26 protein-coding genes and 1 tRNA gene are annotated in these 25,262 nt (G+C 63.4%); 9 read left to right on the top strand and 18 right to left on the bottom strand.

The features are described from left to right. Window positions 1–13: 13 nt before the first annotated feature. Complete coding sequence (locus LGH83_RS11085) at window positions 14–706, bottom strand: MgtC/SapB family protein (RefSeq protein ID WP_131196743.1); 693 nt, start codon at window positions 704–706, stop codon at window positions 14–16. 149 nt (window positions 707–855) lie between these two features. Here LGH83_RS11085 and LGH83_RS11080 point away from each other — a divergent pair, with 149 nt between their 5' ends. After that, entirely contained in the window at window positions 856–1,245 is a 390-nt protein-coding gene (locus LGH83_RS11080; RefSeq protein WP_227398733.1) for a DUF4112 domain-containing protein, read from the top strand. Window positions 1,246–1,267: 22 nt separating this feature from the next. Here LGH83_RS11080 and LGH83_RS11075 read toward each other — a convergent pair whose 3' ends face one another. The 5 genes from LGH83_RS11075 to LGH83_RS11055 all read right to left on the bottom strand — a co-directional run bounded on the left by LGH83_RS11075 (window position 1,268) and on the right by LGH83_RS11055 (window position 6,010). Then, complete coding sequence (locus tag LGH83_RS11075) at window positions 1,268–2,221, bottom strand: ABC transporter permease (protein ID WP_227401811.1); 954 nt, start codon at window positions 2,219–2,221, stop codon at window positions 1,268–1,270. Between the two features lie 57 nt (window positions 2,222–2,278). Then, entirely contained in the window at window positions 2,279–3,805 is a 1,527-nt protein-coding gene (locus tag LGH83_RS11070) for a sugar ABC transporter ATP-binding protein (protein WP_227398732.1), read from the bottom strand. Window positions 3,806–3,839: 34 nt separating this feature from the next. Next, window positions 3,840–4,799, bottom strand: coding sequence for an ABC transporter substrate-binding protein (locus LGH83_RS11065; RefSeq protein ID WP_227398731.1), 960 nt, complete (start codon window positions 4,797–4,799; stop codon window positions 3,840–3,842). Window positions 4,800–4,970: 171 nt separating this feature from the next. Next, window positions 4,971–5,486 (bottom strand): BA14K family protein, encoded by a 516-nt coding sequence (locus tag LGH83_RS11060; protein WP_227398730.1) that lies wholly within the window; start codon window positions 5,484–5,486, stop codon window positions 4,971–4,973. Between the two features lie 107 nt (window positions 5,487–5,593). Continuing rightward, window positions 5,594–6,010 (bottom strand): L,D-transpeptidase family protein, encoded by a 417-nt coding sequence (locus LGH83_RS11055; RefSeq protein WP_264478885.1) that lies wholly within the window; start codon window positions 6,008–6,010, stop codon window positions 5,594–5,596. Between the two features lie 309 nt (window positions 6,011–6,319). On the opposite strand from LGH83_RS11055, the gene LGH83_RS11050 reads away from it, so the two are divergent. Continuing rightward, complete coding sequence (locus tag LGH83_RS11050) at window positions 6,320–7,006, top strand: response regulator transcription factor (protein ID WP_131113735.1); 687 nt, start codon at window positions 6,320–6,322, stop codon at window positions 7,004–7,006. Window positions 7,007–7,093: 87 nt separating this feature from the next. Further along, entirely contained in the window at window positions 7,094–7,537 is a 444-nt protein-coding gene (locus tag LGH83_RS11045; RefSeq protein ID WP_227398729.1) for a cyclic nucleotide-binding domain-containing protein, read from the top strand. Here LGH83_RS11045 and LGH83_RS11040 read toward each other — a convergent pair. Beyond that, entirely contained in the window at window positions 7,515–8,324 is an 810-nt protein-coding gene (locus LGH83_RS11040; RefSeq protein ID WP_227398728.1) for an exodeoxyribonuclease III, read from the bottom strand. The two genes, LGH83_RS11045 and LGH83_RS11040, sit on opposite strands and share 23 nt — an antisense overlap. Before the next feature lie 172 nt (window positions 8,325–8,496). Here LGH83_RS11040 and LGH83_RS11035 point away from each other — a divergent pair, with 172 nt between their 5' ends. Beyond that, window positions 8,497–8,910, top strand: coding sequence for a DUF2177 family protein (locus LGH83_RS11035; RefSeq protein WP_131113732.1), 414 nt, complete (start codon window positions 8,497–8,499; stop codon window positions 8,908–8,910). Here the strand turns inward: LGH83_RS11035 and LGH83_RS11030 are convergent. Together LGH83_RS11030 and LGH83_RS11025 are read right to left on the bottom strand one after the other, a co-directional pair. Continuing rightward, window positions 8,894–9,946, bottom strand: a complete 1,053-nt coding sequence (locus tag LGH83_RS11030) for an SAM-dependent methyltransferase (protein WP_227398727.1) — start codon at window positions 9,944–9,946, stop codon at window positions 8,894–8,896. The two genes, LGH83_RS11035 and LGH83_RS11030, sit on opposite strands and share 17 nt — an antisense overlap. Then, a complete protein-coding gene (locus tag LGH83_RS11025) occupies window positions 9,943–10,767 on the bottom strand; it encodes a DUF1295 domain-containing protein (protein ID WP_131196745.1) in 825 nt (274 codons plus the stop codon). The genes LGH83_RS11030 and LGH83_RS11025 overlap by 4 nt, the downstream gene beginning before the upstream one ends. Before the next feature lie 221 nt (window positions 10,768–10,988). Here LGH83_RS11025 and LGH83_RS11020 point away from each other — a divergent pair, with 221 nt between their 5' ends. Both LGH83_RS11020 and LGH83_RS11015 read left to right on the top strand, forming a co-directional pair. Next, window positions 10,989–12,332: an NAD(P)/FAD-dependent oxidoreductase gene (locus tag LGH83_RS11020; RefSeq protein WP_227398726.1), complete on the top strand. Its 1,344-nt coding sequence runs from the start codon at window positions 10,989–10,991 to the stop codon at window positions 12,330–12,332. A gap of 3 nt (window positions 12,333–12,335) precedes the next feature. Further along, on the top strand, window positions 12,336–13,124 hold the full coding sequence (locus tag LGH83_RS11015) for a DUF1365 domain-containing protein (RefSeq protein WP_227398725.1): 789 nt from the start codon (window positions 12,336–12,338) through the stop codon (window positions 13,122–13,124). On the opposite strand, the gene LGH83_RS11010 is transcribed toward LGH83_RS11015, so the two are convergent. The 5 genes from LGH83_RS11010 to LGH83_RS10990 form a co-directional block, all read right to left on the bottom strand. Further along, a complete protein-coding gene (locus LGH83_RS11010; RefSeq protein WP_227398724.1) occupies window positions 13,125–13,265 on the bottom strand; it encodes a DUF2474 domain-containing protein in 141 nt (46 codons plus the stop codon). A gap of 8 nt (window positions 13,266–13,273) precedes the next feature. Then, complete coding sequence (cydB, locus tag LGH83_RS11005) at window positions 13,274–14,293, bottom strand: cytochrome d ubiquinol oxidase subunit II (protein WP_227398723.1); 1,020 nt, start codon at window positions 14,291–14,293, stop codon at window positions 13,274–13,276. 4 nt (window positions 14,294–14,297) lie between these two features. Continuing rightward, window positions 14,298–15,743: a cytochrome ubiquinol oxidase subunit I gene (locus tag LGH83_RS11000; RefSeq protein ID WP_227398722.1), complete on the bottom strand. Its 1,446-nt coding sequence runs from the start codon at window positions 15,741–15,743 to the stop codon at window positions 14,298–14,300. A gap of 140 nt (window positions 15,744–15,883) precedes the next feature. After that, window positions 15,884–16,546, bottom strand: a complete 663-nt coding sequence (gene trhA, locus LGH83_RS10995; RefSeq protein WP_227398721.1) for a PAQR family membrane homeostasis protein TrhA — start codon at window positions 16,544–16,546, stop codon at window positions 15,884–15,886. Between the two features lie 69 nt (window positions 16,547–16,615). Further along, entirely contained in the window at window positions 16,616–16,906 is a 291-nt protein-coding gene (locus LGH83_RS10990) for a hypothetical protein (protein ID WP_131196685.1), read from the bottom strand. 122 nt (window positions 16,907–17,028) lie between these two features. Here LGH83_RS10990 and xylB point away from each other — a divergent pair, with 122 nt between their 5' ends. Further along, window positions 17,029–18,528: a xylulokinase gene (gene xylB, locus LGH83_RS10985; protein WP_227398720.1), complete on the top strand. Its 1,500-nt coding sequence runs from the start codon at window positions 17,029–17,031 to the stop codon at window positions 18,526–18,528. A gap of 214 nt (window positions 18,529–18,742) precedes the next feature. On the opposite strand, the gene LGH83_RS10980 is transcribed toward xylB, so the two are convergent. The 4 genes from LGH83_RS10980 to LGH83_RS10965 all read right to left on the bottom strand — a co-directional run bounded on the left by LGH83_RS10980 (window position 18,743) and on the right by LGH83_RS10965 (window position 23,865). Then, window positions 18,743–20,434 carry an ABC transporter ATP-binding protein gene (locus LGH83_RS10980; RefSeq protein WP_227398719.1) on the bottom strand — a complete coding sequence of 564 codons (1,692 nt, stop codon included), beginning with the start codon at window positions 20,432–20,434 and terminating at the stop codon, window positions 18,743–18,745. Then, a complete protein-coding gene (locus LGH83_RS10975) occupies window positions 20,431–21,258 on the bottom strand; it encodes an ABC transporter permease (protein WP_227398718.1) in 828 nt (275 codons plus the stop codon). The genes LGH83_RS10980 and LGH83_RS10975 overlap by 4 nt, the downstream gene beginning before the upstream one ends. A 63-nt stretch (window positions 21,259–21,321) precedes the next feature. Next, complete coding sequence (locus tag LGH83_RS10970) at window positions 21,322–22,269, bottom strand: ABC transporter permease (RefSeq protein ID WP_227398717.1); 948 nt, start codon at window positions 22,267–22,269, stop codon at window positions 21,322–21,324. A gap of 3 nt (window positions 22,270–22,272) precedes the next feature. Beyond that, complete coding sequence (locus LGH83_RS10965; RefSeq protein WP_227398716.1) at window positions 22,273–23,865, bottom strand: ABC transporter substrate-binding protein; 1,593 nt, start codon at window positions 23,863–23,865, stop codon at window positions 22,273–22,275. A 281-nt stretch (window positions 23,866–24,146) separates the two neighbouring features. Between LGH83_RS10965 and LGH83_RS10960 the strand changes: the two genes are divergently transcribed. Both LGH83_RS10960 and LGH83_RS10955 read left to right on the top strand, forming a co-directional pair. Then, window positions 24,147–24,222, top strand: a tRNA-Ile gene (locus LGH83_RS10960). 415 nt (window positions 24,223–24,637) lie between these two features. Beyond that, window positions 24,638–25,258, top strand: coding sequence for a DUF3489 domain-containing protein (locus tag LGH83_RS10955; RefSeq protein ID WP_227398715.1), 621 nt, complete (start codon window positions 24,638–24,640; stop codon window positions 25,256–25,258). Window positions 25,259–25,262: the final 4 nt, after the last annotated feature.

The raw sequence follows: 25,262 nt of genomic DNA, 5'->3' as shown, positions 1-25,262 counted from the left end.
ACGTCGTTTACGGTTAGTCGCTCGTCTTCGACGTCCAGGTCGCGTCGCGCATCAGGCTTGAGCGTTCGAGCAGGCGCAGGACGGCTTCGATTTCATCCGGCTCGATCGTCGTGACCGCGAGTGTCGCGACGAGCTCGACATCGGTCTCGCCTCGTTCCTCGATCGTGACGTCGCGGACGGGATAATGCGCCACCTCCAGCGTCTCGACCAGAAGATCGCGGGCTTGTGCCACGCCCGCGGTCGACGTCGTAGCTCTGACCTCATAGGTGGCCTCGATCGAGCCGTCGCCGATCGGCGTGCGGTTGATGAGATCGGCTAGTGGCCGCAGCAACGTGTTGCCGGCCAGAACCGTGATGGTCATCAGAAGCGCTTCGGGCCCAAGCCCCGCCCCGCTGAAGGCGCCGACCGAGGCGGAACACCAGAGCGTCGCGGCGGTGTTGAGCCCGCGCACGGTCTTGCCCTCCTTCATGATCACGCCGCCGCCGAGAAACCCGACCCCAGTCACCGTATAGGCGACGATCTGCACCGCGCCGGCGATGCCGCCGAGCCGCATGCCGATGCTGACGAAGGCCGCCGCCCCGACCGCGACCAGCACGGTGGTGCGAAGCCCTGCGCTGCGTTGTCGATATTGCCGTTCTGCACCGATCAATGTTCCGAGGACAAAGGCCAGTGCCAGGCTGGCGGCGGTTTGGACGAGGGCGGGCATCGCGGCCCAATCAAATCCCAACTCGCGTCTCCCGCCGCTTTCCCGAGCCGATCGGGTCGGGATGCACTACGGGTGCGATATGACAGAGCGGAGACATTGTATCAGCGTCATCGCCAACCACATCTACGGTTCGGTCGGGAGGCGTCACCATGAGTGCATATTCGCAGCAGGCCTATGGCGGACACGCCGACCCGACGCAAGCGCGCTTGGCGAACCTGCGCCGGATTGCGTGGCTGATCGACGGCGCCTTCAGGCTGCCGTTCACACGCTTCCGCTTCGGCCTGAACAGCATGATCGGATTGACGCCCGCCGCCGGCGATGCGGTGCTTGCTGTTATCTCGCTCTATATCGTGAATGAGGCACGCCGGCTGGGCGTGCCTAACGCCAAGCTGCTGGTCATGCTGAGGAACGTGGGGATCGAGGCCGTCGTCGGCGTCGTCCCGATCGTCGGCGATCTCTTCGATATGGCCTTCAAGGCCAATCTCCGGAACCTCGCCATCATCGAGGATCATGTCGGCGTGTCGCTTCGCCGCCGGTGATCCGGCGGAGCGCGCGTCGTGTCTAGCGTTTACGGCTGCGGAGCTGATCGAAATAGACGATCACGATGATGAGGCCGCCGGTGATCACGTCCTGCCAGAAGCGATTGACGTTGAGCAGGTTGGCTCCATTGTTGATCGTCGTGAGAATGAACGAGCCGAGCAGCGGCCCCTGGACGCTACCGACGGCGCCGAACAAGCTCGTCCCGCCGATCACCGACGAGGCGATGGCCTGGAGTTCCCAGCCCTGACCCTGGGTCGCGTTGCCGATGCCGATCCGTGCGGCGAGCAGCACCCCGACGAAAGACGCCAACGTCGCCGAAATCATATAGGCGAGATAGATCATCGCGCGGACGTTCACGCCTGAGAGGCGCGCGGCCTCGCGGTTGGATCCGATTGCATAGAGGTAGCGACCCCACCGACTGTGCTGCAACAGCACATAAGCCGGGATGGCGACCACCACGACCATCCAGAAAAGGAGCGGGATGCCGAGAAAGGCGCCGCGCGAGAAGTTGGTGAACGCGTCCGGAAGGCCCGAGATCGTGGCCCCGTTGGTGATCAGCAGACCGATTCCGCGCAAGGCCGTCAGGGTCGCAAGCGTCATGATGAACGGTGGCAGCCCCAGTGTCGTGATGCCGAACCCGTGAAAAGCCCCGATCGCCGCGCCGACGCAGAGCGTCATGAGGATCGCCGGCAAGATCGTAAACCCATGCGTCATCAACCAGGCTACGATCACGCTGGAGAAGCCCACCACCGCCCCGACCGACAGGTCGATGCCGGATGTGATGATCACGAAAGTCTGGCCGACCGCGATGATCGCGATCATGGCACCCTGCCGCATCAGGTTTGTCAGGTTGTTTTCGGTCAGGAAGCTCGGCGTCGAGAGGCTGAGCGCGATCCACATCGCGATCAGCAACCCGACGAGCGTCAGGCTGAGGATCAGCCCCAACCGGGATGGGCGGGGAACCACGACCGTCATGGCCGGCGCGGTGCTCTTGGCGTCGATGCTCATGCGTGTGCCCTTGATCTCGTCATGTCACACCCCGATCGCTTCGGTCAGGATGATTTCAGGGTCGGCTTTCGTGCCATCGTGGCTTGCGACGAGCTTACCGCGCCGAAACACATGCAGCGTGTCGCTGAGGTCATAGACCTCCGGCAGGTAGGACGAGATCAGGATGATCCCGGCCCCTTCATGGAGAAGGCGGGCGAGGATCTTGTAGATCTCGACCTTTGTGCCGACGTCGACCCCCACAGTCGGCTCGTCAAAGATGAAGAGTTTGGCCCCGTGGTTCAGCCATTTGCCAACCACGATCTTTTGCTGATTGCCGCCCGACAGGCTCGAGGCGGCGGCGTTGCGCGATCCGGTCTTGATCTGCATCGCCTTGATCTGACGATCGGCATGGGTGCGCTCGGCTCTTGGGTTCAGCGTGATGCCATTCGTCAGGCGATCGAAGATCGGCAGATTGACGTTGAGCCCGACGCCGAGATTGAGGCAGAGCCCCTGGTCGCGACGGCTTTCCGGCACTAGCGCGATGCCCCGTTTGATCGCATCCGTCTCTTTGCGGATCGAGACGGGCTCGCCCAACCAGACGATTTGCCCGGAGGTCGCCGGCGAACGACCGAACAGGCTTTGCACGAACTCGCTGCGTCCGGCGCCGATCAGCCCGTAGAGGCCGACGATCTCGCCTTGCCGCACGCTCAGCGAGATGTCCTCGAAGCCTTTACCGCTGAGGTGTTCGGTCCGGAGGATTTCGGGGCCGAACGGCACCGTCTCCTTATAATGGATCTGCTCGACGGAGCGGTTGATCATCCCTCGGATGAGGCTCTGCTCGTTGGTATCGGCCACGCGTTGTGTCGAGACGAGGGCGCCATCGCGCAGGATCGACACGCGATCAGCAAGTTCGAAGACTTCCTCGAGGCGATGGCTGATGTAGACGATCGTGACGCCCTGCGCCTTGAGGCGGCGGATCAACGCGAATAGCTGGGCCGCTTCCTGCCGGGTTAGATAGCCGGTCGGCTCGTCGAAGATGAGGAATTTGGTCCCGCGCGTTGCCGCCCGCGCGGTCGCGACGAGTTGCTGCTGCCCGATCGTCAAACTCGACAGAGGTGCAGCCGCCGGCAAGGCAAAGCCGATTTCGGCCAGGATCTTTTCAGCCGCACGCACCATGGCCGTGTGGCGCAACAGGCCGAAACGGGTTGTCTCGTCGCCGAGGAACAGATTGGCCGCAACACTGAGATGGGGGCAGAGCACCACCTCCTGGTGAACCGCATTGATGCCGAGCGCGATGGCTTCATAGGGGCTCGCCAGCGCGACCGGGACACCTTCCCACATCACATCGCCGCTGGTGCGTTGGTGGACGCCCGTGAGGATCTTGATGAGCGTCGATTTCCCGGCGCCATTCTCGCCCACGATGGCGTGGATTTCGCCAGCCTCGAAAGCGAGATCGACGCCCTTCAGCGCATGGGTGGCGCCGAACTTCTTGTCGAGCTTCGATAGAACGAAGACGGGTGGCGCTCCCGGAGAAGCGCCATCGTGTTTCGGTTGGACGGTTGCGGTCTGCATGGCGGCTCGTCCAATTGTCTGAAGAACGCGTGCTTCAGTTCAGCTTGGGGTTCAGCAGTTCCTGCGAGCGGGGCGAAGTCATCCCGGCCTTCGTGATGGCGTTGACGCCCGTATCGACCGTCACCGAGACCTTCTCGCCCTTGGACACGGCGAGCGCCGTCTTCACGCCGTCGTAGCCCATGCGATAGGGGTCTTGAACGATCAAGGCATAGATTGAGCCGTCGGTGAGCAGCTTGACGAGTTTGTCGTCCGAGTCGAAGGCCACCAGGGTCATCTTGTCGCCGAGCTTGTTCTCTGCGATCGCCTGTCCCGCGCCCTGGCCCATGATCAGGTTGGACGCAAACACACCCTTGAGGTTCGGGCTTGCCGTGATCAGGTCGGTCATGATGTTGAGGCCGGTCGTGGCCTGGCCATCGGCGACCTTGTCGGCCACCAGCTTGAGGCCGGGGTATTTGGCCGCGAGTTCTTCCTTGAAGCCCGCTGCGCGCTGATCGAGCGAGCCGACGCCGGGCAGCGATGTGATGAGGGCGACATCGCCTTCCGCCTTGCCGGTCTTGGCTTTGATGCCTTCCGCCATAGCGTCGGCGGCCACGCGCCCGCCCTGGGTATTATCGGTCGTCAGGAAGGACGAGAAAGACTTCGAGTCGGCGGCCGAGTCGATGCCGATAATCTTCACTGATTTAGCGGCTTCGTCGATGGGCTTGCCCAGCGCCGCGAATTGTGTCGGCGAGATCACGATCGCGGCGGGTTTGCCCGAGACGGCGTTTTCGAGGATCGAGATCTGGCCATCGATATCGGCTTCGGACTGTGCACCGAGTTCCGGAACCTTGACGCCAAGGTCTTTGCCCGCCTTGCGGGCACCGGCCAGAACGATCTGCCAGTAGTTGGATGTGGTGTCTTTGACGATGATCGGTATGGTCACGTCGGCCGCATAGGCGGGGGCCGAAAGTCCTGCGACCGACAGCATCAAGGCGGCTAAAAGCGCGTTCTTCATCGACGTTTCTCTCCCTGAACGACGCTCTGTGGCGTCTGCACGACAGCGTTCAATGCCCCGGCCTTTAGAGAGTGCTGCACGGGAGCGGAGCTGTCAATGCTAACATTTCAGCAGATCGCACAGCCGTCGAAGCCGCGCCCGAGGAGCGCGGCTTCTTCTTATATCAAGCGATCAGGGGCAGGGGTGCCTCTGTCCATCATAGCCGAGGTAGGTGCCGCTGGACGGGTCGTAAGACTTGTACCGCTGCATGCAATATTGCTCTGTATCGCCACCCTGGTCGGCATAAACGGGTGCTTGGGCGTCACCCGGATCGACATAGACCGGAGCGGGAGCGCCATAATAGCCGCTGTCGCCATAGCCGCCGTAACCGTAAGCAGGCTGGGAATTGGCAATTGCGCCCCCGATCAGCGCGCCGGCCGCAAGACCCGCGATACCCGCCCCGATTGCGGCGCCGCCGCCGTAACCCCGTCCGCCGCGGTAGCCGCCACCATAGTGCCGTCCACCGCGAAAACCGCCGCCCTGATGGAACCCACCGCCGCCATGCCGACGAAACTGGACCTGCTCCACGTTCGACGTGCCTGCGGACGACAACTTCGGCGACGTGTCAATCGTGAAGGCTGAGGCCGGTCCGGCCGCCGTCATCGCCAACATCGAACCAATCACGCCAACACTCAGAAACGCACGCATGCTCTCAACTCCTCAATCGCCGACCTGCTCAAAAAACAAGCCGCTCATTGCATCAACGCTTTGCACGCCGATCTGTTCGATGACGATTTGTCCATGCCTGCCGCCGGCTATCCGATCTCCAATCTGCAGCCTGGGGCGAGCCGTGGCAGAAGCCGCCGGAGATCGTCCGGACGCAAGGCCACACAACCGGCCGTTGGCGTCCCGCCTGGCGACATCACGTGCATGAAGATCGCGCTGCCGCGACCCTTTCGGGTCGGGTTGAGATTATAGTCGATCACCACGCCGAGATCGTAGAGGCGATCCTCGCGCCACATGCGCTCGTGACGGCCGGCGACCGGCAGCTGCACAGCGCGGTTGTATCGGCTCGAGGTGGTGTCGTCACACCAGCCGTCGGTCACGCGCAAGGCTTGCATGCTCTGAGCCGTCTGCAGCCGCGATGCTCTGTCTGATCGGAAAAAACCGCCCAGCATCGCGAATACGCCGATCGGCGTGCCGCCATCTCCTTCGCGCTTTTGCCGCGTCATGCCGGACGGTCCGAGCATGCAGGGGAGGGCGAGCGACGCCGCTAAAAGCCAAGCCTCCGATGGATGGCCGGCCTTTGGGACGACACGCAACGACGTCAAACGATGGTCGTTTCGGTGGATCGATGAGGCACCGGACTGCCGTCTTGGAGGGGTTGAAGACGAGTTCAAAGAGGGTCCTCCATCGTTGCATCGCGGTTCAGGCTTGCGCTTGCGCGTACATTTGAGCAATTTGGCCGCCGTACAAGACCTCTATGACCGACGTCACGCTTCGTTGCGGGTTGGCCGGACGGGGACCAAGGATACTGCTGCATGTCTCAGGCTCGAAAGATCCTGATTGTCGACGACGACGATGATCTCCGTGAATTGTTGGTCGAGCAATTCTCCCTTCACGATGAATTCAGCCCGTGCGAAGCCGCGACCGCTGAGCGCGCCCTGGCGTTCACCGAAGCGGATTCGCCCGACGTCGTCGTCATGGACGTCGGTTTGCCCGACATGGACGGACGCGATGTCGTCCGCATCATGCGGTCGAACGGGTTCAAAGGACCGATCATCCTGATCACCGGCTATGCGACCGACGACGATGCGGTTCTCGGCCTCGATTCGGGCGCCAACGACTATGTCAACAAGCCGTTCCGCTTCGCGGTGCTGCTGGCACGGGTGCGGGCGCATCTGCGTCAACACGAGGGCAGCCATGATGCTCTCTTCCAAATCGGCACGTATACGTTTAGCCCCAGCGCCAAAAACCTCGTCAACGAGGGTGGCGACCGGATGCGGCTCACCGAGAAGGAAACAGCGATCCTTCGCTATCTGTACCGCGCCCGCGAGCAGGTGGTCGACCGCGATACGCTGCTGCGTGAGGTGTGGGGCTATAACGCGGCCGTGACGACCCATACGCTCGAAACCCATATCTATCGGCTTCGGCAGAAAATCGAGATCGATCCCGCCCACGCGCAATTGCTCGTCACCGAAGCGGGGGGCTACCGGCTGATCCCCTGACGGGTGCAGCTCGGCTTGCAGACGCCCGTTAACAATCGTCAACCATTTCCGGCTAAACTGGCGTCACGTGGGACAAAGGTGCGCGCCGTGACGCTCGAGCAAGACATCCGGCGACTGTCGGCCATTCCGCTATTCGCCGATCTCGGAGCCGAAGCCCTCCGGCTCATCGCGTTTTCGGGCGAAACGCGCATCTTCCGCACCGGGGACGTTCTGTTCCGACGGGGCGAATTGGCCGACGGCGGATTCGTTCTTCTGGTGGGATCGATCGCGCTGGATCCGTTCGGCGATGGCCGGCCAGCGCGACAGGTCGTCGGGCCCGGTACGCTGATCGGCGAACGGGCGCTTATTTCGGCTCTGCCGCGGCCGACGACCGCTATCGCCCGCGAGCCATCCACCGTGTTGAAGATCACCCGGCGGCTCTTCTATCGGATCCTCAACGAGTTTCCGGGCAGCGCCGACCGGGTGCGCCGCAATCTCGCCCGCGACCTCAACGAGCGGCTGGCCGATCTCAAAATCGGAGATCGACTGTAACCGGCACGTGATCGGATGGTTTGTCCCAGCCGCGCGCCTCCTTGCAAACGCTGATCCCGTCCAGCGCGCCGCGTAAATCCTCGCTAAGCCAGATATGATCGAGCCGCCGACCCTTGTTGGCGGCCGCCCAATCAGGCGAACGATAGCTCCACCAGGTAAACAGCTTTTCGGCCGGCACGATCTTCTCCCGCATCGCGTCGATCCAGGGTCCGGCCGCCTGAACGCGCCCGAAGCGATCCACCTCGATCGGCGTATGGCTGACGACCGACAGCAGCGCCTTGTGGCTCCACACGTCGGTTTCGAGCGGTGCGATATTGAGATCGCCGACCAGCACGGCGCGTTCGGCAACGAGCCGAGCCGGACCATCCATCATGCTGTCGAGAAAGTCTAACTTGTGCTCGAATTTCGGATTGACGAGTGGGTCCGCCACGTCGCCGCCGGCCGGCACGTAGAAATTGTGAATTGTGAGCCCCGCCGCCGCTCCGGCCTCGGGCGCGAGCTTGATCGCGATGTGGCGCGCATGGCCGTGGCGGCAGAATTGTCCCTTGTCGATGGAGGCGATCGGCAGCTTCGAAAGCACCGCGACCCCGTGATAGCCTTTTTGCCCATTGATCTCGACATAGTCGAAACCAAGCGCCCGGATGTCGTTCATTGGAAACTCGGCGTCGCGGCACTTGGTCTCCTGCAAGCACAGGATGTCGGGTTGGTGCAACGCGAGATATTGGCGAAGGAGGGGCAGCCGAATCCGGACCGAATTGATATTCCAGGACGTGATGGTCAGGCGCACGGCGTCAGCTCTGGTTACGGGAACGAGGGGAAAAGTCGATCGGGGAGGTCGCATGCCGGAAGACCCGACGCAAGCGAGCGCTCGTCTAGGCTATGGTCCGACCGGCCACGACGTCGACTTCGGCCGCGCGCGACCTACTTGCCTCAGCGACCTCTTGCAGTTGGATTGACCCATGCTTCGCCTCGGAACCGCTTATGCCGCAACGCTCGTCGCCATGCTGGTGTTGGATTTCGCATGGCTCGGAACAGTGGGCGGGCCTTTGTTCAAGCGAACGCTGGGCGATAGTCTGGCGCCGAATTTCTCGCTCGGCGCGGCCGGCCTCTTCTATCTCCTTTACGCTGCCGGCATCGTCTATTTTGCGCTTCTCCCCGCCTTCGACGCCGGATCTTGGTCGACGGCGCTAACCCGAGGCCTGCTGCTCGGATTCTTCGCCTACATGACCTACGACCTCACCAATCTGGCGACGCTGCGGAACTACACGGTGGCGCTTGCCATCACCGACATGATCTGGGGCGCGATCGTGACCGGTGCCTCGGCCGCCATCGCGTTCTGGGTCGCCGATATGGCGGTCAAGCGCTTCGGTTGATCGCGGACGCACCGACGGGGGCGAGCCGATAATGGCTGACCCCCCAATCCGCGCCGCCCGCATGGCCGAACAGCCCCGAGGTGGCGAGGAAGAAGAGCCGCCAGCGGCGCCGCCAAAGTGGGGCTTCCGCGCCATAATGGCCGCGCAGGATCGCGTCGATCTGGCGCCGGTTACGGTCGAAATTGGCGAGCCACTCATCTGCGGTGCGGCGGTAATGCTCCCCGCTCCACCGCCACTCGTCCTCGATCACGAAGGTTTCCGGGAAACGCGCCGCGAGCGCCTGGCTCGGCATGATGCCGCCGGTGAAGAAGTGCTGGGCGATCCAATCGTCCTTGTCGGCATGATCAAACCGATACGAGCCGGACCGATGCGTGAAGACGTGCAGGAATAGCCGGCCCTCTGGTTTCAGCCAGGTTTGGACGCGGCGCAGGAGGGCCTGCCAATTGGCCATATGCTCGAACATCTCCACCGAGACGATTCTGTCGTAGCGACGCGTGGGATCGAAGGTGTTCATATCGGCCGTGAGGACGCGGACGTTGTAGAGCCCACGGCGCATGACCTCGGCCTCGATAAACGCGCGTTGCTGGCGCGAGTTCGACACCGCCGTGATGTTGGCTTTCGGCAGTTGTTCGGCCATCCACAGCGTCAGCGATCCCCAGCCGCAGCCGAGTTCCAGAATATCCTGACCATCCGCGAGGTCGGCATGGGCCTGCGTTTCGGCTAAGGCGCGCTCCTCGGCTTGTTTCAGCGTGTCGCCGGGTTTGTCATAGAAACACGACGAGTATTTGCGGCGGGGGCCGAGCACCAGACCGAAGAATTCCGACGGGAGTTCGTAATGCTGTGCGTTGGCGTCCGCCGTATGAAGCGCGATGGGGAAGTCCGCCATGCGCCTGACGAAAGCGCGATCGTCGGCATCGGTCGCGGCGGCGAGTTTTTCGGCCGTGCGGCCGACCATGAGACCGACGCCGGTTCGCAGAATCGCATCGGGAAGCGGCAAGCCCTCGGCGGCCTTCAGGGCGAGTGTCGTCGGTGTCATGCGGGTCTGTCCGGCGTCGTACGGGATCGTGGGGGAAGCGGCAGGAAGGCGCTGGTGCGGGCCTGATAGTCGCGGAAGGCCTGCCCACGCGAGCGCAGCATATAATCCTCCAACGGCGGAATGCCCGATGCGTAGACCAACAGCCAATAGATGATCGCGGGTCCAATCAGCGCCAGCCAGCCCCAGGGATAGGCGGCAGTCAGGCTGATGGCCATCACGGGATAAGCCAGCCAGCCAAAGAACTCGAAGAAGTAATTGGGGTGACGCGACCATGACCAGAGGCCGACGTCACAGACCTGGCCCTTGTGGCGCGGATCCGCCGCGAACCGCCGCAATTGTTCGTCGCTGAGCGCCTCACCAAAGACGCCGATCGCCACGATCGCGACCCCGAGCCAATCGCGCCAATCCGGCGACGGGCGGGGGTTGCGGGCCGCCACGAAGACCGAGATCGCCAGCAGCGCCATGGTGAGAGCTTGTATCTGCAGAAACCAGAACATGCGGCTCGAGGCGTTCCGGCCCCAATCCTGTTTCAGCTTGGCATAGCGCGGGTCGTCACCGCCTTTCAGCGTGCGACGCAGAATATGGAGCCCGAGCCGCAGCGACCAGACCCCGAGCAGGATCGCCACCAACCCTTGCCTGAACGAGGGACTGTCGCCCGCCTCGAGCGGGACCAGCGCCAGGACGATGCCGGCGATCCCGGTGCCGAATGTCCAGATCGTATCGACAAAGCCGGACTTGCCGGTCTTCTGCGCGATGAACCAGGCCGCCACCATCGCCAATGAGACGCCAACCACCATGAGGCACAAGGTCACGACAATCATCGGCAACGAACCGATCGCAGACGGTGAGATGTCGGCATTGGCACTGATCCTTTGCTGGGGCGCATGCGCCGCGACCGCCGCAGGGGGCAAATCCAAGCGTAAGATACGGGCCGCCTCGACCGCCGTCGCCGCGTCAAATGAGGAAATGTCACAAAATTTGAGACACGGTCGCCATCGATCGCCGATTCCATCGTAGCTTAGGGTGCAAAGCAAAGGTTCCGATGAATAACGATATGAAGTCTCTCGATCTTGCCGTGATCGGGACAGGCATTTCCGGCATGAGCGCGGCCTGGCTCTTGAGCAAGCGCCATCGGGTCACCGTCTATGAACAGGCGGGACGCATCGGCGGCCACAGCAACACAATTTCGGTCGCGGGCGCCCGGGGCGTCATCCCGGTCGATAGCGGGTTCATCGTCTATAATGACTTCGCTTATCCGAACCTCACAGCGCTGTTCGCCCATCTCGACGTGCCGACCAAATTTTCCGATATGTCGTTCGCGGTGTCGCTCGACGCGGGACGGCTCGAGTATAACGGCACCGATGTGAAGGGGCTGTTCGCCCAGCGGCGCAATATTCTCAGCCTGCGGTTCTGGTCGATGCTGCGGGACCTGCATCGCTTCTACCGCGAAGCGCCGGCCCATGCCGGCAAGCTGGGGCTGACCAGCCTTGGCGACTATCTCCAGCAGGGGCGTTACGGCCGCGCCTTCATGGACGATCATCTGCTGCCGATGGCGGCCGCGATCTGGTCGGTCCCGGCCAAAGCGCTGCTCGATTATCCGGCCGAAGCCTTCATTCGTTTTTGCGAGAACCATTGTCTTCTCCGCATCTCGCAGCGGCCCTTGTGGCGCACGGTCGAGGGCGGAAGCCGCGTCTATGTGGAGCGCCTGACCGCTGCCTATGCTGACCGGATCCGCCTCGGCACGGCGGCTCGGCAGGTCATCCGCGAACCGGGTGGTGCGACCGTGGTCGACAGCCATGGCGCGCGCGACCGGTTTGATCATGTCGTGATCGCAACTCATGCGGATCAGGCGCTGGCCTTGCTCGATGACGCGGACGCCGCAGAGCGCGCGGCGCTGAGCCCCTTCCGCTATTCGGATAATCTCGGGGTAATGCATCGCGACCCGACCCTGATGCCGAAGCGGAGGGCGGTCTGGTCGAGCTGGAATTATCTTGGCGGGCGTCAGAACGCGGCCGATGCCGATCACCTCTGCGTCACCTATTGGATGAACCAACTCCAGGGTCTGCCGAGCGACGACGATATCTTCGTGACCCTCAACCCGCCGCGCGTCCCCGCGCCCGGCACCGAAATTCGGCGAGAACTTTACCACCATCCGATGTTCGACGGCGCCGCCATGACGGCTCAAAACCATCTCTGGTCCTTGCAGGGGACCCGCAACACATGGTTCTGCGGCGCCTATTTCGGTGCGGGCTTTCATGAAGACGGGTTGCAGGCCGGCCTCGCGGTCGCCGAGCAACTCGGCGGCGTCCGTCGACCCTGGACGGTCGCCAACGAATCTGGTCGCATCGTTCTGGGCCAGCCCGCGCTTGTCGCGACGGCTGCTTGAGCCATGGCGGACGTCTGGGTCTCCGGCCTCTACGACGGCGCCGTCACCCACAAGCGGGTGAAGCCGCGCCGCCATGCGTTGCGCTACCGCATGTTCTGGATGCTGTTCGATCTCGATGAACTCGACCGGCTCGATCGCGGTTTGCGGCTCTTCTCGCGCAATCGCTTCAACCTGTTCTCGTTCCGCGATCGCGATCACCTCGAGGGCAACGCGCGCCCTCTGCGCCAGCAGATCGAGGGCTATCTGACCGACGCCGGGCTGGCACCTGATGGAGGCCCGATCCGGCTGCTCTGCGTGCCGCGCCTTCTCGGCTACGCCTTCAATCCGTTGAGCGTCTATCTCTGCCACCGCCGCGACGGCACCCTTTCGGCGATGCTTTACGAGGTGAACAACACCATCGGGCAGCGCCATAGCTACCTGATCCCAGTCGAGGCCGACACCGCCGGAACCGTATGCCAAACCTGCGACAAACGATTCTACGTCTCGCCCTTCATGGATATGGATTTGACCTACCGGTTCGAGGTGCAGCCGCCCGGCGCCCACGTGTCGGTTGCGGTCACGGCCAGCGACGCTCAGGGCCTCGTGATCGCGACGTGTTTTTCGGGCGAGCACCGTCCGTTGTCGGATGCGGCGCTCGTCAAGACCTTCGCGGCGCATCCGCTTCTCGCCATGAAGATCGTAGCCGGTATCCATTGGGAGGCGCTTCGCATCTGGCGCAAGGGCATCGCGTTCCGCAGCCCACCACCGCGGCCCGCCACGCCCGTCACGCTCGGGCGGTCGGAGCCGCGCTGATCACGGCTTGCTGCCCAGCATGATCCACCAATGCAGCACTTCGGCGACCCCGCCGACCACGACCACGCTGGCGGCCCAGATACCCACGAACCAGAGCAGCTTGCGGGTGCGGCTTGCTTCCTTGGTCGATGAGGGATCCATGTCCCGCCTCAATGGTAATGCATCCCGACCTCGACCTTGCCGCGGAAGATCCAATAGGCATAGGCGCTGTAGGCCAGAATGATCGGCATCATCACGATGGCGCCCACCAGCAGAAACGCCATGCTGGAGGATGGCGACGCCGCATCCCAGATGGTGATCGAAGGCGGCACGATCCAGGGATAAAAGCTGATGCCGAGACCGATGTAGCAGAGGACGAAAAGTGCCTGGGCACAAAGCAACGGCGTCAGGTGATGCTTCTGCAAAAGGCTGCGCCAGAAGCCCCAGGCTGTCAGCGCCACCAGCACGGGAACCGGACTCGTCAAAGCAAGGCCGGGCCAACCGAACCAGCGTGCGGCGAAGCGCGGGTTGAGGAAGGGTGTCCAGATACTCACGGCGACGATGAGCGCCAGCGTGGCGATCATCAAGGCCCGCGCTTGCAGGCGGCTGTTGTCCTGCAACGTTCCCGTGGTGCGCCAGATCAGCCAGCACGAACCGAGCAGCGCGTAGCCGACCACGACCGCGACGCCGCAGAGAATTGTGAACGGCGTCAGCCAATCCCACCAGCCGCCCGCATAGGCATTGTTCTCGACGTGGATACCCTGCAGCAGACCGCCGAGCGCCAGACCCTGGCAGAAGGCGGCCCCGGTCGAGCCGCCACAAAAGGCGACGTCCCACCAGAACCGGCCGCGCTTGGTGTCGGTGCGAAAGCGGAACTCGAACGCGACGCCCCGCATGATGAGCGACAGCAGCATGGTGATGATGACGGGATAGAGCGCCGGCAGGATGACGGCATAGGCCAGCGGGAAGACGGCGAAGAGACCGCCGCCCCCGAGCACCAGCCAGGTTTCGTTGCCGTCCCACACCGGCGCGATGGAATTGACCATCACGTCCCGTTCGTCGGAGCCATGCTCGGCCATAAACAGGATGCCGGTGCCAAGATCGAACCCGTCGAGCACCACATAGGCCAGAACCGCGAAGCCCAGCAGGGCGGCCCAGATCAGCGCAAGATCATATCCCTCGAACGTCATGATCTCACTCCGCCGGTGCGAGGTCTGGGGTCAGGGCCGGCTCCTGCGTGGCTCCGGCCGGACCCGGGGTGATGCCCGCGCTGCGGTGCGGAATGGCGGGCGGCCCGCTTTCGCCCGGATAGGGCGGCACCGCCATCAGCCTCAGCAGGAAGATGACGGCGGCACTGAACACGACCGCATAGATCACCACGAAAGCCACCAGCGAAATGCCGACGCCGGGTGCACCGACGGGCGACACGCTGTCGGCGGTTCGCAGCAGCCCATAGACCGTGAAGGGCTGGCGCCCCGCCTCGGTCACGGTCCAGCCCGCCAACATGGCGATGAAGCCAGCCGGGCCCATAGCGACCATGACTCGCTGAAACCAGCGCGCCTGGAAGATCCGACCCTTGCGACGGAGCAGCAGGCCGACACCGCCGACCGCAAACATCAGCAAGCCGAGCCCGACCATGATGCGGAAGGCGAAGAACACCACCGGGACGAAGGGGATCTCGTCCGGCTTGAACTCCTTCAAGGGCTTGATGGTGCCGGCCCAGCTATGGGTCAGGTAAAGCGACCCCACATGCGGCACCGCGATCTCGAAGTTGTTCTTCTGGTTGGCTTGATCGGGCAAAGCGAACAGCACCAGGGGTTCGCCCTCTCCTGCCGGCTGACGCTGCCAGTCGCCTTCCATCGCGGCGACCTTCTGCGGCTGGTATTGCAGTGTGTTGTCGCCCTGCACGTCACCCGCGATGATCTGCAGCGGAGCGGCCACCAACGCCATCCACATCGCCATCGAAAACATCAGCCTCGCCGACCGATTGTTCCGGTCGCGCAGCAGGTGATAGGCGCCCACGGCCCCGACCACGAAAGCCACCGACACATAGGTGGCACCGAGCATATGGACGAAGCGATAGGGATAGGACGGATTGAAGATGATCTTCACCCAGTCCTCCGGGAAGTAGCGCCCATCGACGATCTTGTAGCCCTGCGGTGTCTGCATCCACGAATTGCTCGCGAGGATCCAGGCCGCGCTGATGTGCGTCCCGATCACGACGAGGCATGTGGCTGCGAAATGCAAGCCGGGGCCGACCCGCTTCATGCCGAACAGCATGACGCCGAGAAAACCGGCCTCGAGGAAGAAGGCCGTCAGGGTCTCGTATCCGAGCAGCGGGCCCAAGATCGGGCCGACCTTGTAGGAGAATTGCGACCAGTTGGTGCCGAACTCGTAGGACATCACGAGACCGGACACGACCCCGACGCCGAATACGACAGCGAAGATCTTCAGCCAATACTGATAGGTGTCGAGACAGACTTGCTGGCGAGTTCTCAGCCAAGCCGCTTCGAGGACCATCAGATAGGCCGCAAGACCAATCGAAAAGGCTGGAAAAACGATGTGAAAGCCAACCGTGAAGGCGAATTGTATTCGGGCCAGCTGCAAAGCGTCGAGCGAGAACACGGCAACAGTCTCCATGAACAGATGGCCAGAGCGCCAGACTAGCTTAGAGGCTCGTCATGATCTATTCGTCATCGAGGATATGTTGCGGAAACCGCGCGAAGCCGATTGGACGGTTTGCCCTGTGGCAAAGCAGCAGTCCGGCGCGGGTCTCCTTTTCAGGTTCCGTTGATCGCGGTGGCGACCGCGCCGAAGTGGCAGGTCGCCGCCGCCAGAACGAAGCCGTGCCAGATGGCATTCTGGAAGCGTAACGCGCGCCAATGATGGAAGATGACGCCGAACGAGTAAAGCAGGCCGCCACCGAAGATCAGGAAGAGGCTGATCGACGGCAAGGTTCCGACCAGCGCCGGAATGGCCAGCAGCCCGCTCCAGCCGATCCCGATATACAGCAAAGTCGAGAGCCACTCGCGCCGGCCGAGATTGGCGAGCTTCAACGCCATGCCGATCAGGCTGACGGTCCAGATGACCAGCAACAGCAGGTTACTTTGCAGGCTGCCGATCCGGATCAGGAAGGGCGTGTATGTTCCTGCGATCAGCGCGAAGATCATCGCGTGGTCGACGCGGCGAAGCACCCATTTGGCGGGTGACACGGGCCACATATTATAGACCGCCGAGGCCGTCAGCGTGATCAGCAGCGTTCCACAATAAATGGCGTGCGGGAGAAGCCCGGCATGATCACGCGGGCTGAAATAGACCAGCATGACGACCGTTCCGACGACCGCCAGCACCAGTCCGAGCGCATGAATGATCCCGTCGGCAAGGATTTCGTCCCATCCGTAGGGCCATGCGCGGCTCCCCGGCGGGTCAAGCGTCTCGATCATGCAGATACCCCTGAGAATGCCCACATCCAACGCGATCATTATGGCGTTGGCGCGACCAATCGGGTGTCGTCATGCCGCGTGGCGGAACTCGCGGTCGGGGCGCTTCAGCCCGAGCGGCAGGCGATCGAGCCATTCTTCCGGCACCTGACCGTGGATCGCCAGGGTGGCCGGAACGCTCCGCCGAGCCGCCTCGACATCCACCGCTTGGGACAGGACCACGACGCCGGTCCGAAACCGCGCCAGGCGGTTGCCGGCACGGCGCGCGCTCGTCTCGTCGTCGTAGACCTGGGCCGCAAGCGCGATGAGGCGGTGCGGCATGGCGCGATAGGGTTGCACGATGAACAAGGTTTGGTCGCTCATTTCGAATCTCCTGATTGAGAACATAACAGGAACATCGAGTTTGAAAAGGTCTCTTGACTGGACGCGCTCGCATTTTTGCGCCAACACCGTGCGGGGCCGGCCGGCTTCGAGGAGAGACCCGAATGCGTGACGTCGTGCTGGCGATCGATCTTGGAACGTCGAGCCTGAAGGCGATGTTGGTCGACAGCGACGGCGCGGTGGTGGCGGAAGCAGCGGCCGCTTATCCGACCGCATCGCCGACGCCCCAGGCGGCCGAGCAGGACCCGGATCTGTGGTGGGACGCGCTGCGCGAGGTCGGGTCAAGGCTGTGGGCCGACGAGGGCGCCGTCGCGAAGCTTCGCGTCACGGTGATCGGATTATCGGGCCAGATGCACGGTCCCGTCGTCCTTGACGCCGCCGGCGCGGTCATCCGCCCGTGCCTGCTCTGGTCGGATTCACGGAGCGGTCCGCAAGCGCAGTGGCTGCAGGAAACGATCGGACGCGATCGGCTGATCGCCATCACGGGGACAGCCGCCAATGCGAGCGGAACCGTCACGAAATTGCTCTGGATGCGCGAGCATGAGCCCGAGTTTTTCGCCCGGATCAGAACCGTCCTGCTGCCGAAGGATCATCTGCGCTATCGGTTGACCGGCCGTCTCGCGAGCGACCCGTCGGACGCCTCCGGCACCTCGATGCTGGATATCCGCACGCGGCAATGGTCGAGCGACCTCCTGGCGGCCTGTGGCCTCGATGCCGCTCTGTTGCCAGACCTGCTGCCGAGCACGGCCGTCGCGGGTCATGTTACCGCCGAAGCCGCGGCGGCGCTCGGGCTTCCGGTCGGCGTGCCGGTCGTGACCGGGGGCGGCGACGCCTTATGCGCCGCGCTTGCCATGGGGATCGATGGCGGCGACGCGGGTCGGGCGCTCGTCACCCTCGGCACGTCCGGCCAGTTGCTGGTTTCGACCGGTGCGCCGGCGATCGATCCGGCCGGCCGGCTCAATACCTTCTGCCACGTCGTGCCCGACCAATGGTGCGCGCTAGCCGCGACGCTCAGCGCAGGGGAGTCGCTCGCTTGGGCCAGCCGCGTCGCGAGCCAGCATGGCTTGGTGTCGGCCCAGGCCCTGCTCGACCTCGCCGCGACGTCACCCGCTGGCGCGCGGGGCGTGCTTTTCGCGCCCTACCTCTCCGGTGAGCGGACGCCGCATATGGACGCGGCCGTTGCGGGCGCCTTCGCGGGCCTTCGGGGCTCCACCGATGCAGCCGATATAGTTCGCGCGATCCTCGAGGGCGTCGCCTTCGCGCTGCGGGATGGCCTCGCGACGCTGCGGGCGAATGGCTTGCATGTCGAGGATCTCCGCGGCACCGGCGGCGGCGCGCGCAGCCCGCTCTGGTGTTCGATCCTCGCCTCGGTGCTTGGCGTGCCTCTGGCGGTGCCGCAGCCCTCGCACGGATCGTGTTACGGCGCGGCTCTTTTGGCCTTCGAGCCGGCGGGCTTTCCGGCGCGGGCCGGTGGAGACGCGGTTTCGACGCTGGCCTACCGACCCGATCCGGCGCTGGCCGATCTCTATGCGGCACGCTTTCGCGCCTATCGCACGCTATATCCCGGCTTAAAGGCACTCGCAGACACGGACCTCGATCTGTAGGCCAACGATCCGTCGGCCTTGCAATCATGCGATGGGGGCCCATCTGTTGCTCAAGACAAACGGCCGAGGCCGGATGTCGCGGATGCGATTTGCTCGACCGGCGCCGTCAACCACGGATGTACTGGCGATGGCCTGATCGGGCCGCATCCGTTATCGACGTTGGTCGGTAGGACCCCGCTTCCAAGCGGGGTTTTTTTTTATTGTCTGCTCGCTGTCAAGCGCTTGCGGTGAGTTTTGCCTCGCTGGCCCGCGCGGCCGCCGCGATGGCCTTGCGACGCACCAGCACTTCGTCGAGCCATTTGCCCCGCATTTCGGGCACCGAAGACAGCAGAAGCTCCGTATAGGGATGGTAGGGCGGCGCAAAGACGTCGCTGGTTTCGCCTGCCGCGACAAGCCGCCCCTTCAGCATGACCACCACTTTATTGGCGATCCGCTTCACGGTGCCGAGGTCATGCGTGATGAAGAGGTAGGCGACCCCGAGATCGTCCTGCAAGCGCTGGAGAAGCCGGAGGATTTCCTCCGCCACAAGTTGATCGAGCGCCGACGTGACCTCGTCGCAGATGATGAGGTCGGGTTCGGCCGCGAGCGCCCGCGCGATGCTGACCCGCTGCTTCTGGCCACCCGACAGTTCGGACGGGTAGCGATCGATGAAGCTCTCAGGGAGATCGATCTGACGGAGCAAATCGAGGACGCGCTCGCGCACCTCTTTCCGCGACCGATTGAAATAGAACGTCATCGGCCGTCCGATCACATCCAGCAGCGTCTGGCGGGGATTAAGCGCCACATCCGGCATCTGGTAGATCATCTGAACGCGTCGGAGCTGATCCTTGGTCCGATCGGCGAGACGGGCCGGAAGGCTCTGGCCCTCGAAGGTGATCTCGCCCTCCTTGCGGGGCAGCAAACCCATGACGACGCGCGCCAGCGTGCTCTTGCCGGACCCGGATTCGCCCACTACCGCCACCGTGTCGTGTCGCCGCACGTCGATGCTGACGTCTTGGATTACATTGGCGAATTTGGCGTAGCTGGCGGTGACGCGCTGGATGCTGAGCAGCGGCTTTTCGGCGGCCTGCTCGGCCGATTTGCCGGAATGGGCGAAGCTCCTCTCGGTCACGAGCCGCTTGGTATAGTCCTCGCGCGGATTGTTCAGCACCTGATCGGCGTAACCAAGCTCGACCATTTTGCCCTGCCGCAGCACCATGATCCGGTCGGCGATCTGCGCCACCACCGCGAGATCATGCGTGATGTAGAGCGCGGCGGTGCCGTGCTCGCGGATCAGTTTGCGGAACGAGGCCAGCACGTCGACCTGGGTCGTGACGTCAAGCGCTGTCGTGGGTTCGTCGAAGACCAGGAGATCGGGACGTGACACCATCGCCATCGCGGCCATGGCGCGCTGCAACTGGCCGCCCGAGACCTGATGCGGGTAGCGCGCCCCAAAGGCGTCAGGGTTCGGCAATTCGAGTTCGCGAAACAGGCCCCTGGCCGCGACCTCCGCTTCCGACCGGTTCATCAGGCCTTGCCGGACGGCCACTTCGCACACCTGGTCCATGATGGTCATCGACGGGTTGAACGAGGCGGCAGCGCTTTGCGCGATATAGGCGACACCCCGGCCGCGCAAGCCGCGACGCTGATCGGCCGTCATGGTGCGGATATCATGGCCGCCGAGCAGCATCGACCCGCCAGTGACGACGCAGCCGGAGCGGGAATAGCCGAGGGTCGAAAGCCCGATGGTGGATTTGCCGGCGCCGGACTCGCCGATGAGCCCGAGCACCTCGCCGCGCCGCAGCGTGAAGCTGACGTCGTCGACCAGCACCGGGCCATGGCCACGATCCGTCCTGACCTCGATCCGGAGCTTGTCGACCACGAGAAGATCGTCACCCAGCGGATTGCGGGCGTGAGCGTCGGTCATGCGCTTTCCCCATAGCCCTTCGAGTGGATCGACAGCATCCAGTCGACCACGAAGTTGATGCCGATCGTGAGGATCGCGATGGCGGCCGCCGGATAGAGCGGCGCGGCCGAGTCGAGATTGATCATGTCACGATAGTCTTTGACCATGCTGCCCCAATCGGCCAGCGGCGGCTGGATGCCGAGACCGAGAAAGCTGAGCGCCGCGATCAGCAGGAACGTGAAGCAGAACCGCAAGCCGAATTCGGCCGCGAGCGGCGGGATCGCATTGGGCAGGATCTCGCGGCTGATGATCCACCACAGGCCCTCGCCACGCACCTTGGCGGCTTCGACATATTCGAGGCTGGCGATGTTCATCGCGACCGCGCGGGCAAGGCGGAACACGAGCGTAGAATTCAGGATCGCGATGGTGCCGACCAGCACCGGAATGTCGGTGCCGAGAACCGACAGGATCATGAAGGCGAAGATCAGGATCGGCATCGACAGCAGCAGGTCGACGATGCGCGACAACAGCGAGTCGACCCAGCCGCCGACGGCGGCCGCCACGAAGCCCGTGATGATGCCGATGATGAACGCCAGCACCGTGATCAGGCTGGAGAGGCCGATCGACAGGCGGGCGCCGTAGATCAGGCGACTGAGGATGTCGCGACCGAGATTGTCGAGGCCGAGCAGATGCAACCGATCGGGATCGGCCCAGGCATCGCCGACGATATCGGCCTGCCCGAACGGCGCGATCATGGGCGCGCCCAGTGCGACCACCACGTTGATCAGGATGATGATGAAGCCGACCCAGGCCGTCAGACTGAGTTTATGGCCGAACAATCGCACGAGCTGACCCTCTTTCGATCGATGGAGACCCGGTCGCCGACCGGCAAGGGCGGCGATCCCGCGTCAGCGGGGATGCCTCAGGCGCGGATTGCTCATGATGGCCAGGATATCGGCCGTCATGTTCAACAGGATGTAGATCACCGCGAAGATCAGGCCGCAGGCCTGCACGACCGGGACATCGTGTTTGGAGACGGCGTCCACCATCAACTGGCCGAGGCCTGGATAGACGAACACGGCCTCGACAATGACGACACCGACGATCAGGTAGGCGAGATCGAGCGCGATCACGTTGATGATCGGGGCCAGCGCGTTGGGAAAGGCGTGCTGCACCACGATGCGCCATTTCGGCAAGCCCTTGAGCAGCGCCATTTCGATATAGGGGCTGGCCATGACGCTGAGAACCGAGGCGCGCGTCATCCGCATCATGTGGCCGGTGATGACCAGCACCAGCGTCAGCATCGGCAGAAAGGTGAGATTCATGCGTTCGAGCAGCGGGGTATCCGGCGTAACATTCGCCAGCGAGGGAAACCAGCCGAGCTGCACGGCCAGATATTTGATCAGGATGTAGGCGACGAAATATTCGGGGACCGAGACGGTCATTAAGGTCACGACATTGACGAGCCTATCGTAAAAGCCGCCCTGGTTGACCGCAGCCAACAGGCCCAGCGCGACCGCGAGCGGAACCGCAATAAGGGCGGCGTAGAGCGCCAGGAAGATCGTGTTTTGCAGCCGGGGCGCGATTTCTTCAGCCACGTCCCGTTTGTTGGCGAGCGATACCCCGAAATTCCCGTGCGCCGCGCCCGACAGCCACTCGACGTAGCGGGTCGTCGGCGGCCGATCGAGCCCGAGTTCCTTGCGCATAGCCGCGAGGGACTCGGGGGTCGCATTGGTCTGCAGAATCGCCGATGCCAGGTCGCCCGGCAGGATTTCGGTGCCAGCGAAAATCAGCACCGAGGCCGCGAACAGCGTCATCAATCCGAGGGCGAGACGCTGGGCGATCAGTTTGATCAAGGCTCAAGCCTTCAGAAATGCTTTTTCGGCGATACGGCCGTTATCCATATCGAAACCGCTATGGGGTGTGTGGCCGCCGACCATTTTGTTCTTGGCGTCGAGCCAATCGCGGAAGCACGGAATAAGCGTCCCGCTTTCGTCCGTCAGCATGGCTTGCATGTCCCAGATGTAGCTTTTGCGCTTGGCCTCGTCGACTTCGCCCTGAGCGTCCGTCAGCAGCTTATCGAACTTGGGGCTGTTCCAATGCGATTCGTTCCACGGCGCCTTGCTCTGATAGGCGATATCGAGCATCTGGGTCGCGGCCGGCCGGCCGCCCCAATAACTGGCCACGAAAGCGCCCTTGAGCCACACATTGTCGAAATAGCCGTCCGCGGGCTCTTTCTTGACATCGACCGTGATGCCGGCCTTGCCGGCGGTCGCTTGCAGCAGCGTCGCCATGTCGACCGCGCCGTTGAAGGCGGCATCCGAGGTCTGCAGCACGATCTTGGCATCGGCCAGACCGGCTTTCTTGAAGTAGAATTTCGCCTTGTCGGGATCGTATTTCAGCTGCTCCAGCTGGGAGTTGAAATAGGGATCGCTCTTCGGGATCGGATTGTCGTTACCGAGCGTGCCATAGCCGCTGAACAGCGTCTTGATCATCTGTTCGCGATCGACCGCATATTTCATCGCCTTGCGGAGATCGAGATTCGTATAGGGGTCGCGGTCGTCCTGCATCGCCATCACGGGGTACCAGCCACCCGCCGCCCGCACGATCTCGAGCGTTGGGCTCTTGGCGATCCGTGACACCGTCTTCGGATCCGCCCGGTTGATAGCGTCGACCTGGCCGGAAATCAGCGCGTTCATGCGCGCGCTAGTGTCGTTGATGACATTATATTCGACCGCATCGAGGAGGCCGCGGTCGGCTTTCCAATAAGGCCCCGCCTTTTTCAGCGCGATACGGACGCCCGGATCGAACCGATCGACCGTGAAGGCACCCGTGCCGACGGGTTTGGCCCAATCGGTGAAGCCGTTCGGCACCATCATGAGGTGATAGTCGGTCAATACCGTGGGGAAGTCGGCATTGCCCGATGCCAGGGTGACTTCGATCTGGTTCTTGTCCAGCTTCTTGACGTCGGCGACCGCCTTCATCGGACCCGCCGCGCCCGATTTCGTGTCGCTACCGCGATGCAGGTTCAACGAGTAGACGGCGTCGTCGGCGTCGAATTCCTTGCCGTTGTGGAACATGACGCCCTTGCGGAGCGTGAAGATCCACGTCTTGGCGCCGTCCTTCGGCTCATATTTTTCGGCAAGCTCCGGCACGGGCCGGTTCTCGGCACTATTCTCGACGAGGCCGTTGAAGAGGCCGAACCCGACATCGATCATGACCGAGTCGTTCCAGCTCAGCGGATTGAGGCTGTCGGTCGTGCTGCCGCCGCCAAGCCCGAGCCGCAACGTGCCACCCTTCTGGGCGGTTTCGGCGGCGAGCGCCTCTGCGCCGAGAACAAGGGAATTGACGGCTGCCGCGGACGCGCCCAGCGCGATGGCTCGGCCGATGAAGTCGCGGCGGGACAGGCGTCCCAGTGCATGTTGAACCTTCAGATCATCCAGTTCATTCATCTGGTTCCAGCCCTTGTTTGTCATGCCTCGGCCGCCGGGCGAGACATTCGGAGGAGCGCCAAGCCTGACGTCCGGTTAATCGCATCATCAGTGCTGGTGGCACGATCTGTCAAATGGTTCTCATTCCCGCCGTAATCTTTGGGCGTAGTTTCAACGGGATGCCTGTCGAGCCCGCAGGGTAGCCGATTGCTCGTTGCCGGCTTGCGGCGCGTTGCATCCAGGTCCGATCGGCGATACGTCTTCGGCGTCGGATGCCCTTGGGTTCCGATCCTCGGCCGCGTGGGCCGGTAGCTCAATGGTTAGAGCCGACCGCTCATAACGGTCTGGTTGCAGGTTCGAGTCCTGCCCGGCCCACCACGCACCGTTCCTGAACCCGCGGCTTTCCGTCCGGGCTGGAGATTGCCGCGTGGTCAGGGGCTTGGCTGGGATAGCCATATTCTGGCGTTGTCTCCCGGGGCTGAAGTTGGGCCCGCGGCAGGCCCGTTTTCGGGGCGTTTCTCCAGAACGCCTGTTGCTTTTTCCAAGGTCAGATCCTGGCTCGGTTTGGAGACTGGTTCGCGCGAATGCGGAGACTCGGTTCGCCTGAAACTCTTTGATCCTGCTCAGAAATCGCTCTTTCGCTCAAACAGGAGTGGACTTCAGCTCGGATTGGAGCGGAACTGTTAACAAGCCGCTGATCGAAGCGGCGGGTTTCTGCCCTGCTGACCCTGGTTCGCGGGGTCGTGCTGGTGACGGCCGCGAGCGCCGCTCCGTGCGACAAAGGAACTTAACGATGACGCTATCTGACACTCAGCTGGTGCTGCTGAGCGCTGCCGCCCAGCGCGACAACCACCTTCTTGTCTGCCCCGAGCGGCTGTCCGGCAGCGCACTCGAAAGGCTGGTCACGCGGCTCACCTCATCCGGTTTAGCTGAGCACGTTGCGGTCAAGCCGGACCAACCGCGCTGGCCGGTGACCGAGGTGGGCGAGGCGGTCGGGCTTCGCATCACGGCTGCCGGGTTGGCGGCGCTGGGCATCGCTGAAGATGCGCTTGATCCGCCCGAGCATGGATGCGAGCCGGCGATGTCGGGCGCGGACGGGTTTGATGCGGACCGGGGCGCAGGTCAGGATCTAACCTCTCCCACGCCCCTCTTGGTGCCCGGCATTCCGCTGCCTCGGCCCGGAACCAAGCAAGCCATGCTGGTCGACATGCTGCGGCAGAAGGAGGGCGCCTCGGTCGAGTCCATCATGGTGGTCACGGGATGGCTGCCGCACACGGTCCGCGCGGCGCTGACCGGTCTGCGCAAGAAGGGGCACCATCTCGACAAGGACCGCACAGCGTCCGGCATCACCTCTTACCGGCTGCAGACGCCTGTGCCTGTCGCGCGCATGTCCCCGGCAGACGGCGCAGCGTGAGGCC

Origin of the sequence: Lichenihabitans sp. PAMC28606 (assembly GCF_020616535.1) — a bacterium.
GTDB lineage: Bacteria > Pseudomonadota > Alphaproteobacteria > Rhizobiales > Beijerinckiaceae > Lichenihabitans > Lichenihabitans psoromatis.
Note: the sequence above shows the minus strand (reverse complement) of the source record. Positions and strands in the feature narration are given on the sequence as shown.

Excerpts from the sequence above, each read along its gene's own strand:
- LGH83_RS11085 (WP_131196743.1), bottom strand. The coding sequence starts at position 706 with ATGCCCGCCCTCGTCCAAACCGCCGCCAGCCTGGCACTGGCCTTTGTC.
- LGH83_RS11080 (WP_227398733.1), top strand. The coding sequence starts at position 856 with ATGAGTGCATATTCGCAGCAGGCCTATGGCGGACACGCCGACCCGACG.
- LGH83_RS11075 (WP_227401811.1), bottom strand. The coding sequence starts at position 2,221 with ATGACGGTCGTGGTTCCCCGCCCATCCCGGTTGGGGCTGATCCTCAGC.
- LGH83_RS11070 (WP_227398732.1), bottom strand. The coding sequence starts at position 3,805 with ATGCAGACCGCAACCGTCCAACCGAAACACGATGGCGCTTCTCCGGGA.
- LGH83_RS11065 (WP_227398731.1), bottom strand. The coding sequence starts at position 4,799 with ATGAAGAACGCGCTTTTAGCCGCCTTGATGCTGTCGGTCGCAGGACTT.
- LGH83_RS11060 (WP_227398730.1), bottom strand. The coding sequence starts at position 5,486 with ATGCGTGCGTTTCTGAGTGTTGGCGTGATTGGTTCGATGTTGGCGATG.
- LGH83_RS11055 (WP_264478885.1), bottom strand. The coding sequence starts at position 6,010 with ATGACGCGGCAAAAGCGCGAAGGAGATGGCGGCACGCCGATCGGCGTA.
- LGH83_RS11050 (WP_131113735.1), top strand. The coding sequence starts at position 6,320 with ATGTCTCAGGCTCGAAAGATCCTGATTGTCGACGACGACGATGATCTC.
- LGH83_RS11035 (WP_131113732.1), top strand. The coding sequence starts at position 8,497 with ATGCTTCGCCTCGGAACCGCTTATGCCGCAACGCTCGTCGCCATGCTG.
- LGH83_RS11030 (WP_227398727.1), bottom strand. The coding sequence starts at position 9,946 with ATGACACCGACGACACTCGCCCTGAAGGCCGCCGAGGGCTTGCCGCTT.
- LGH83_RS11025 (WP_131196745.1), bottom strand. The coding sequence starts at position 10,767 with ATGATTGTCGTGACCTTGTGCCTCATGGTGGTTGGCGTCTCATTGGCG.
- LGH83_RS11020 (WP_227398726.1), top strand. The coding sequence starts at position 10,989 with ATGAATAACGATATGAAGTCTCTCGATCTTGCCGTGATCGGGACAGGC.
- LGH83_RS11015 (WP_227398725.1), top strand. The coding sequence starts at position 12,336 with ATGGCGGACGTCTGGGTCTCCGGCCTCTACGACGGCGCCGTCACCCAC.
- LGH83_RS11010 (WP_227398724.1), bottom strand. The coding sequence starts at position 13,265 with ATGGATCCCTCATCGACCAAGGAAGCAAGCCGCACCCGCAAGCTGCTC.
- cydB (WP_227398723.1), bottom strand. The coding sequence starts at position 14,293 with ATGACGTTCGAGGGATATGATCTTGCGCTGATCTGGGCCGCCCTGCTG.
- LGH83_RS11000 (WP_227398722.1), bottom strand. The coding sequence starts at position 15,743 with ATGGAGACTGTTGCCGTGTTCTCGCTCGACGCTTTGCAGCTGGCCCGA.
- trhA (WP_227398721.1), bottom strand. The coding sequence starts at position 16,546 with ATGATCGAGACGCTTGACCCGCCGGGGAGCCGCGCATGGCCCTACGGA.
- LGH83_RS10990 (WP_131196685.1), bottom strand. The coding sequence starts at position 16,906 with ATGAGCGACCAAACCTTGTTCATCGTGCAACCCTATCGCGCCATGCCG.
- xylB (WP_227398720.1), top strand. The coding sequence starts at position 17,029 with ATGCGTGACGTCGTGCTGGCGATCGATCTTGGAACGTCGAGCCTGAAG.
- LGH83_RS10980 (WP_227398719.1), bottom strand. The coding sequence starts at position 20,434 with ATGACCGACGCTCACGCCCGCAATCCGCTGGGTGACGATCTTCTCGTG.
- LGH83_RS10965 (WP_227398716.1), bottom strand. The coding sequence starts at position 23,865 with ATGAATGAACTGGATGATCTGAAGGTTCAACATGCACTGGGACGCCTG.
- LGH83_RS10955 (WP_227398715.1), top strand. The coding sequence starts at position 24,638 with ATGACGCTATCTGACACTCAGCTGGTGCTGCTGAGCGCTGCCGCCCAG.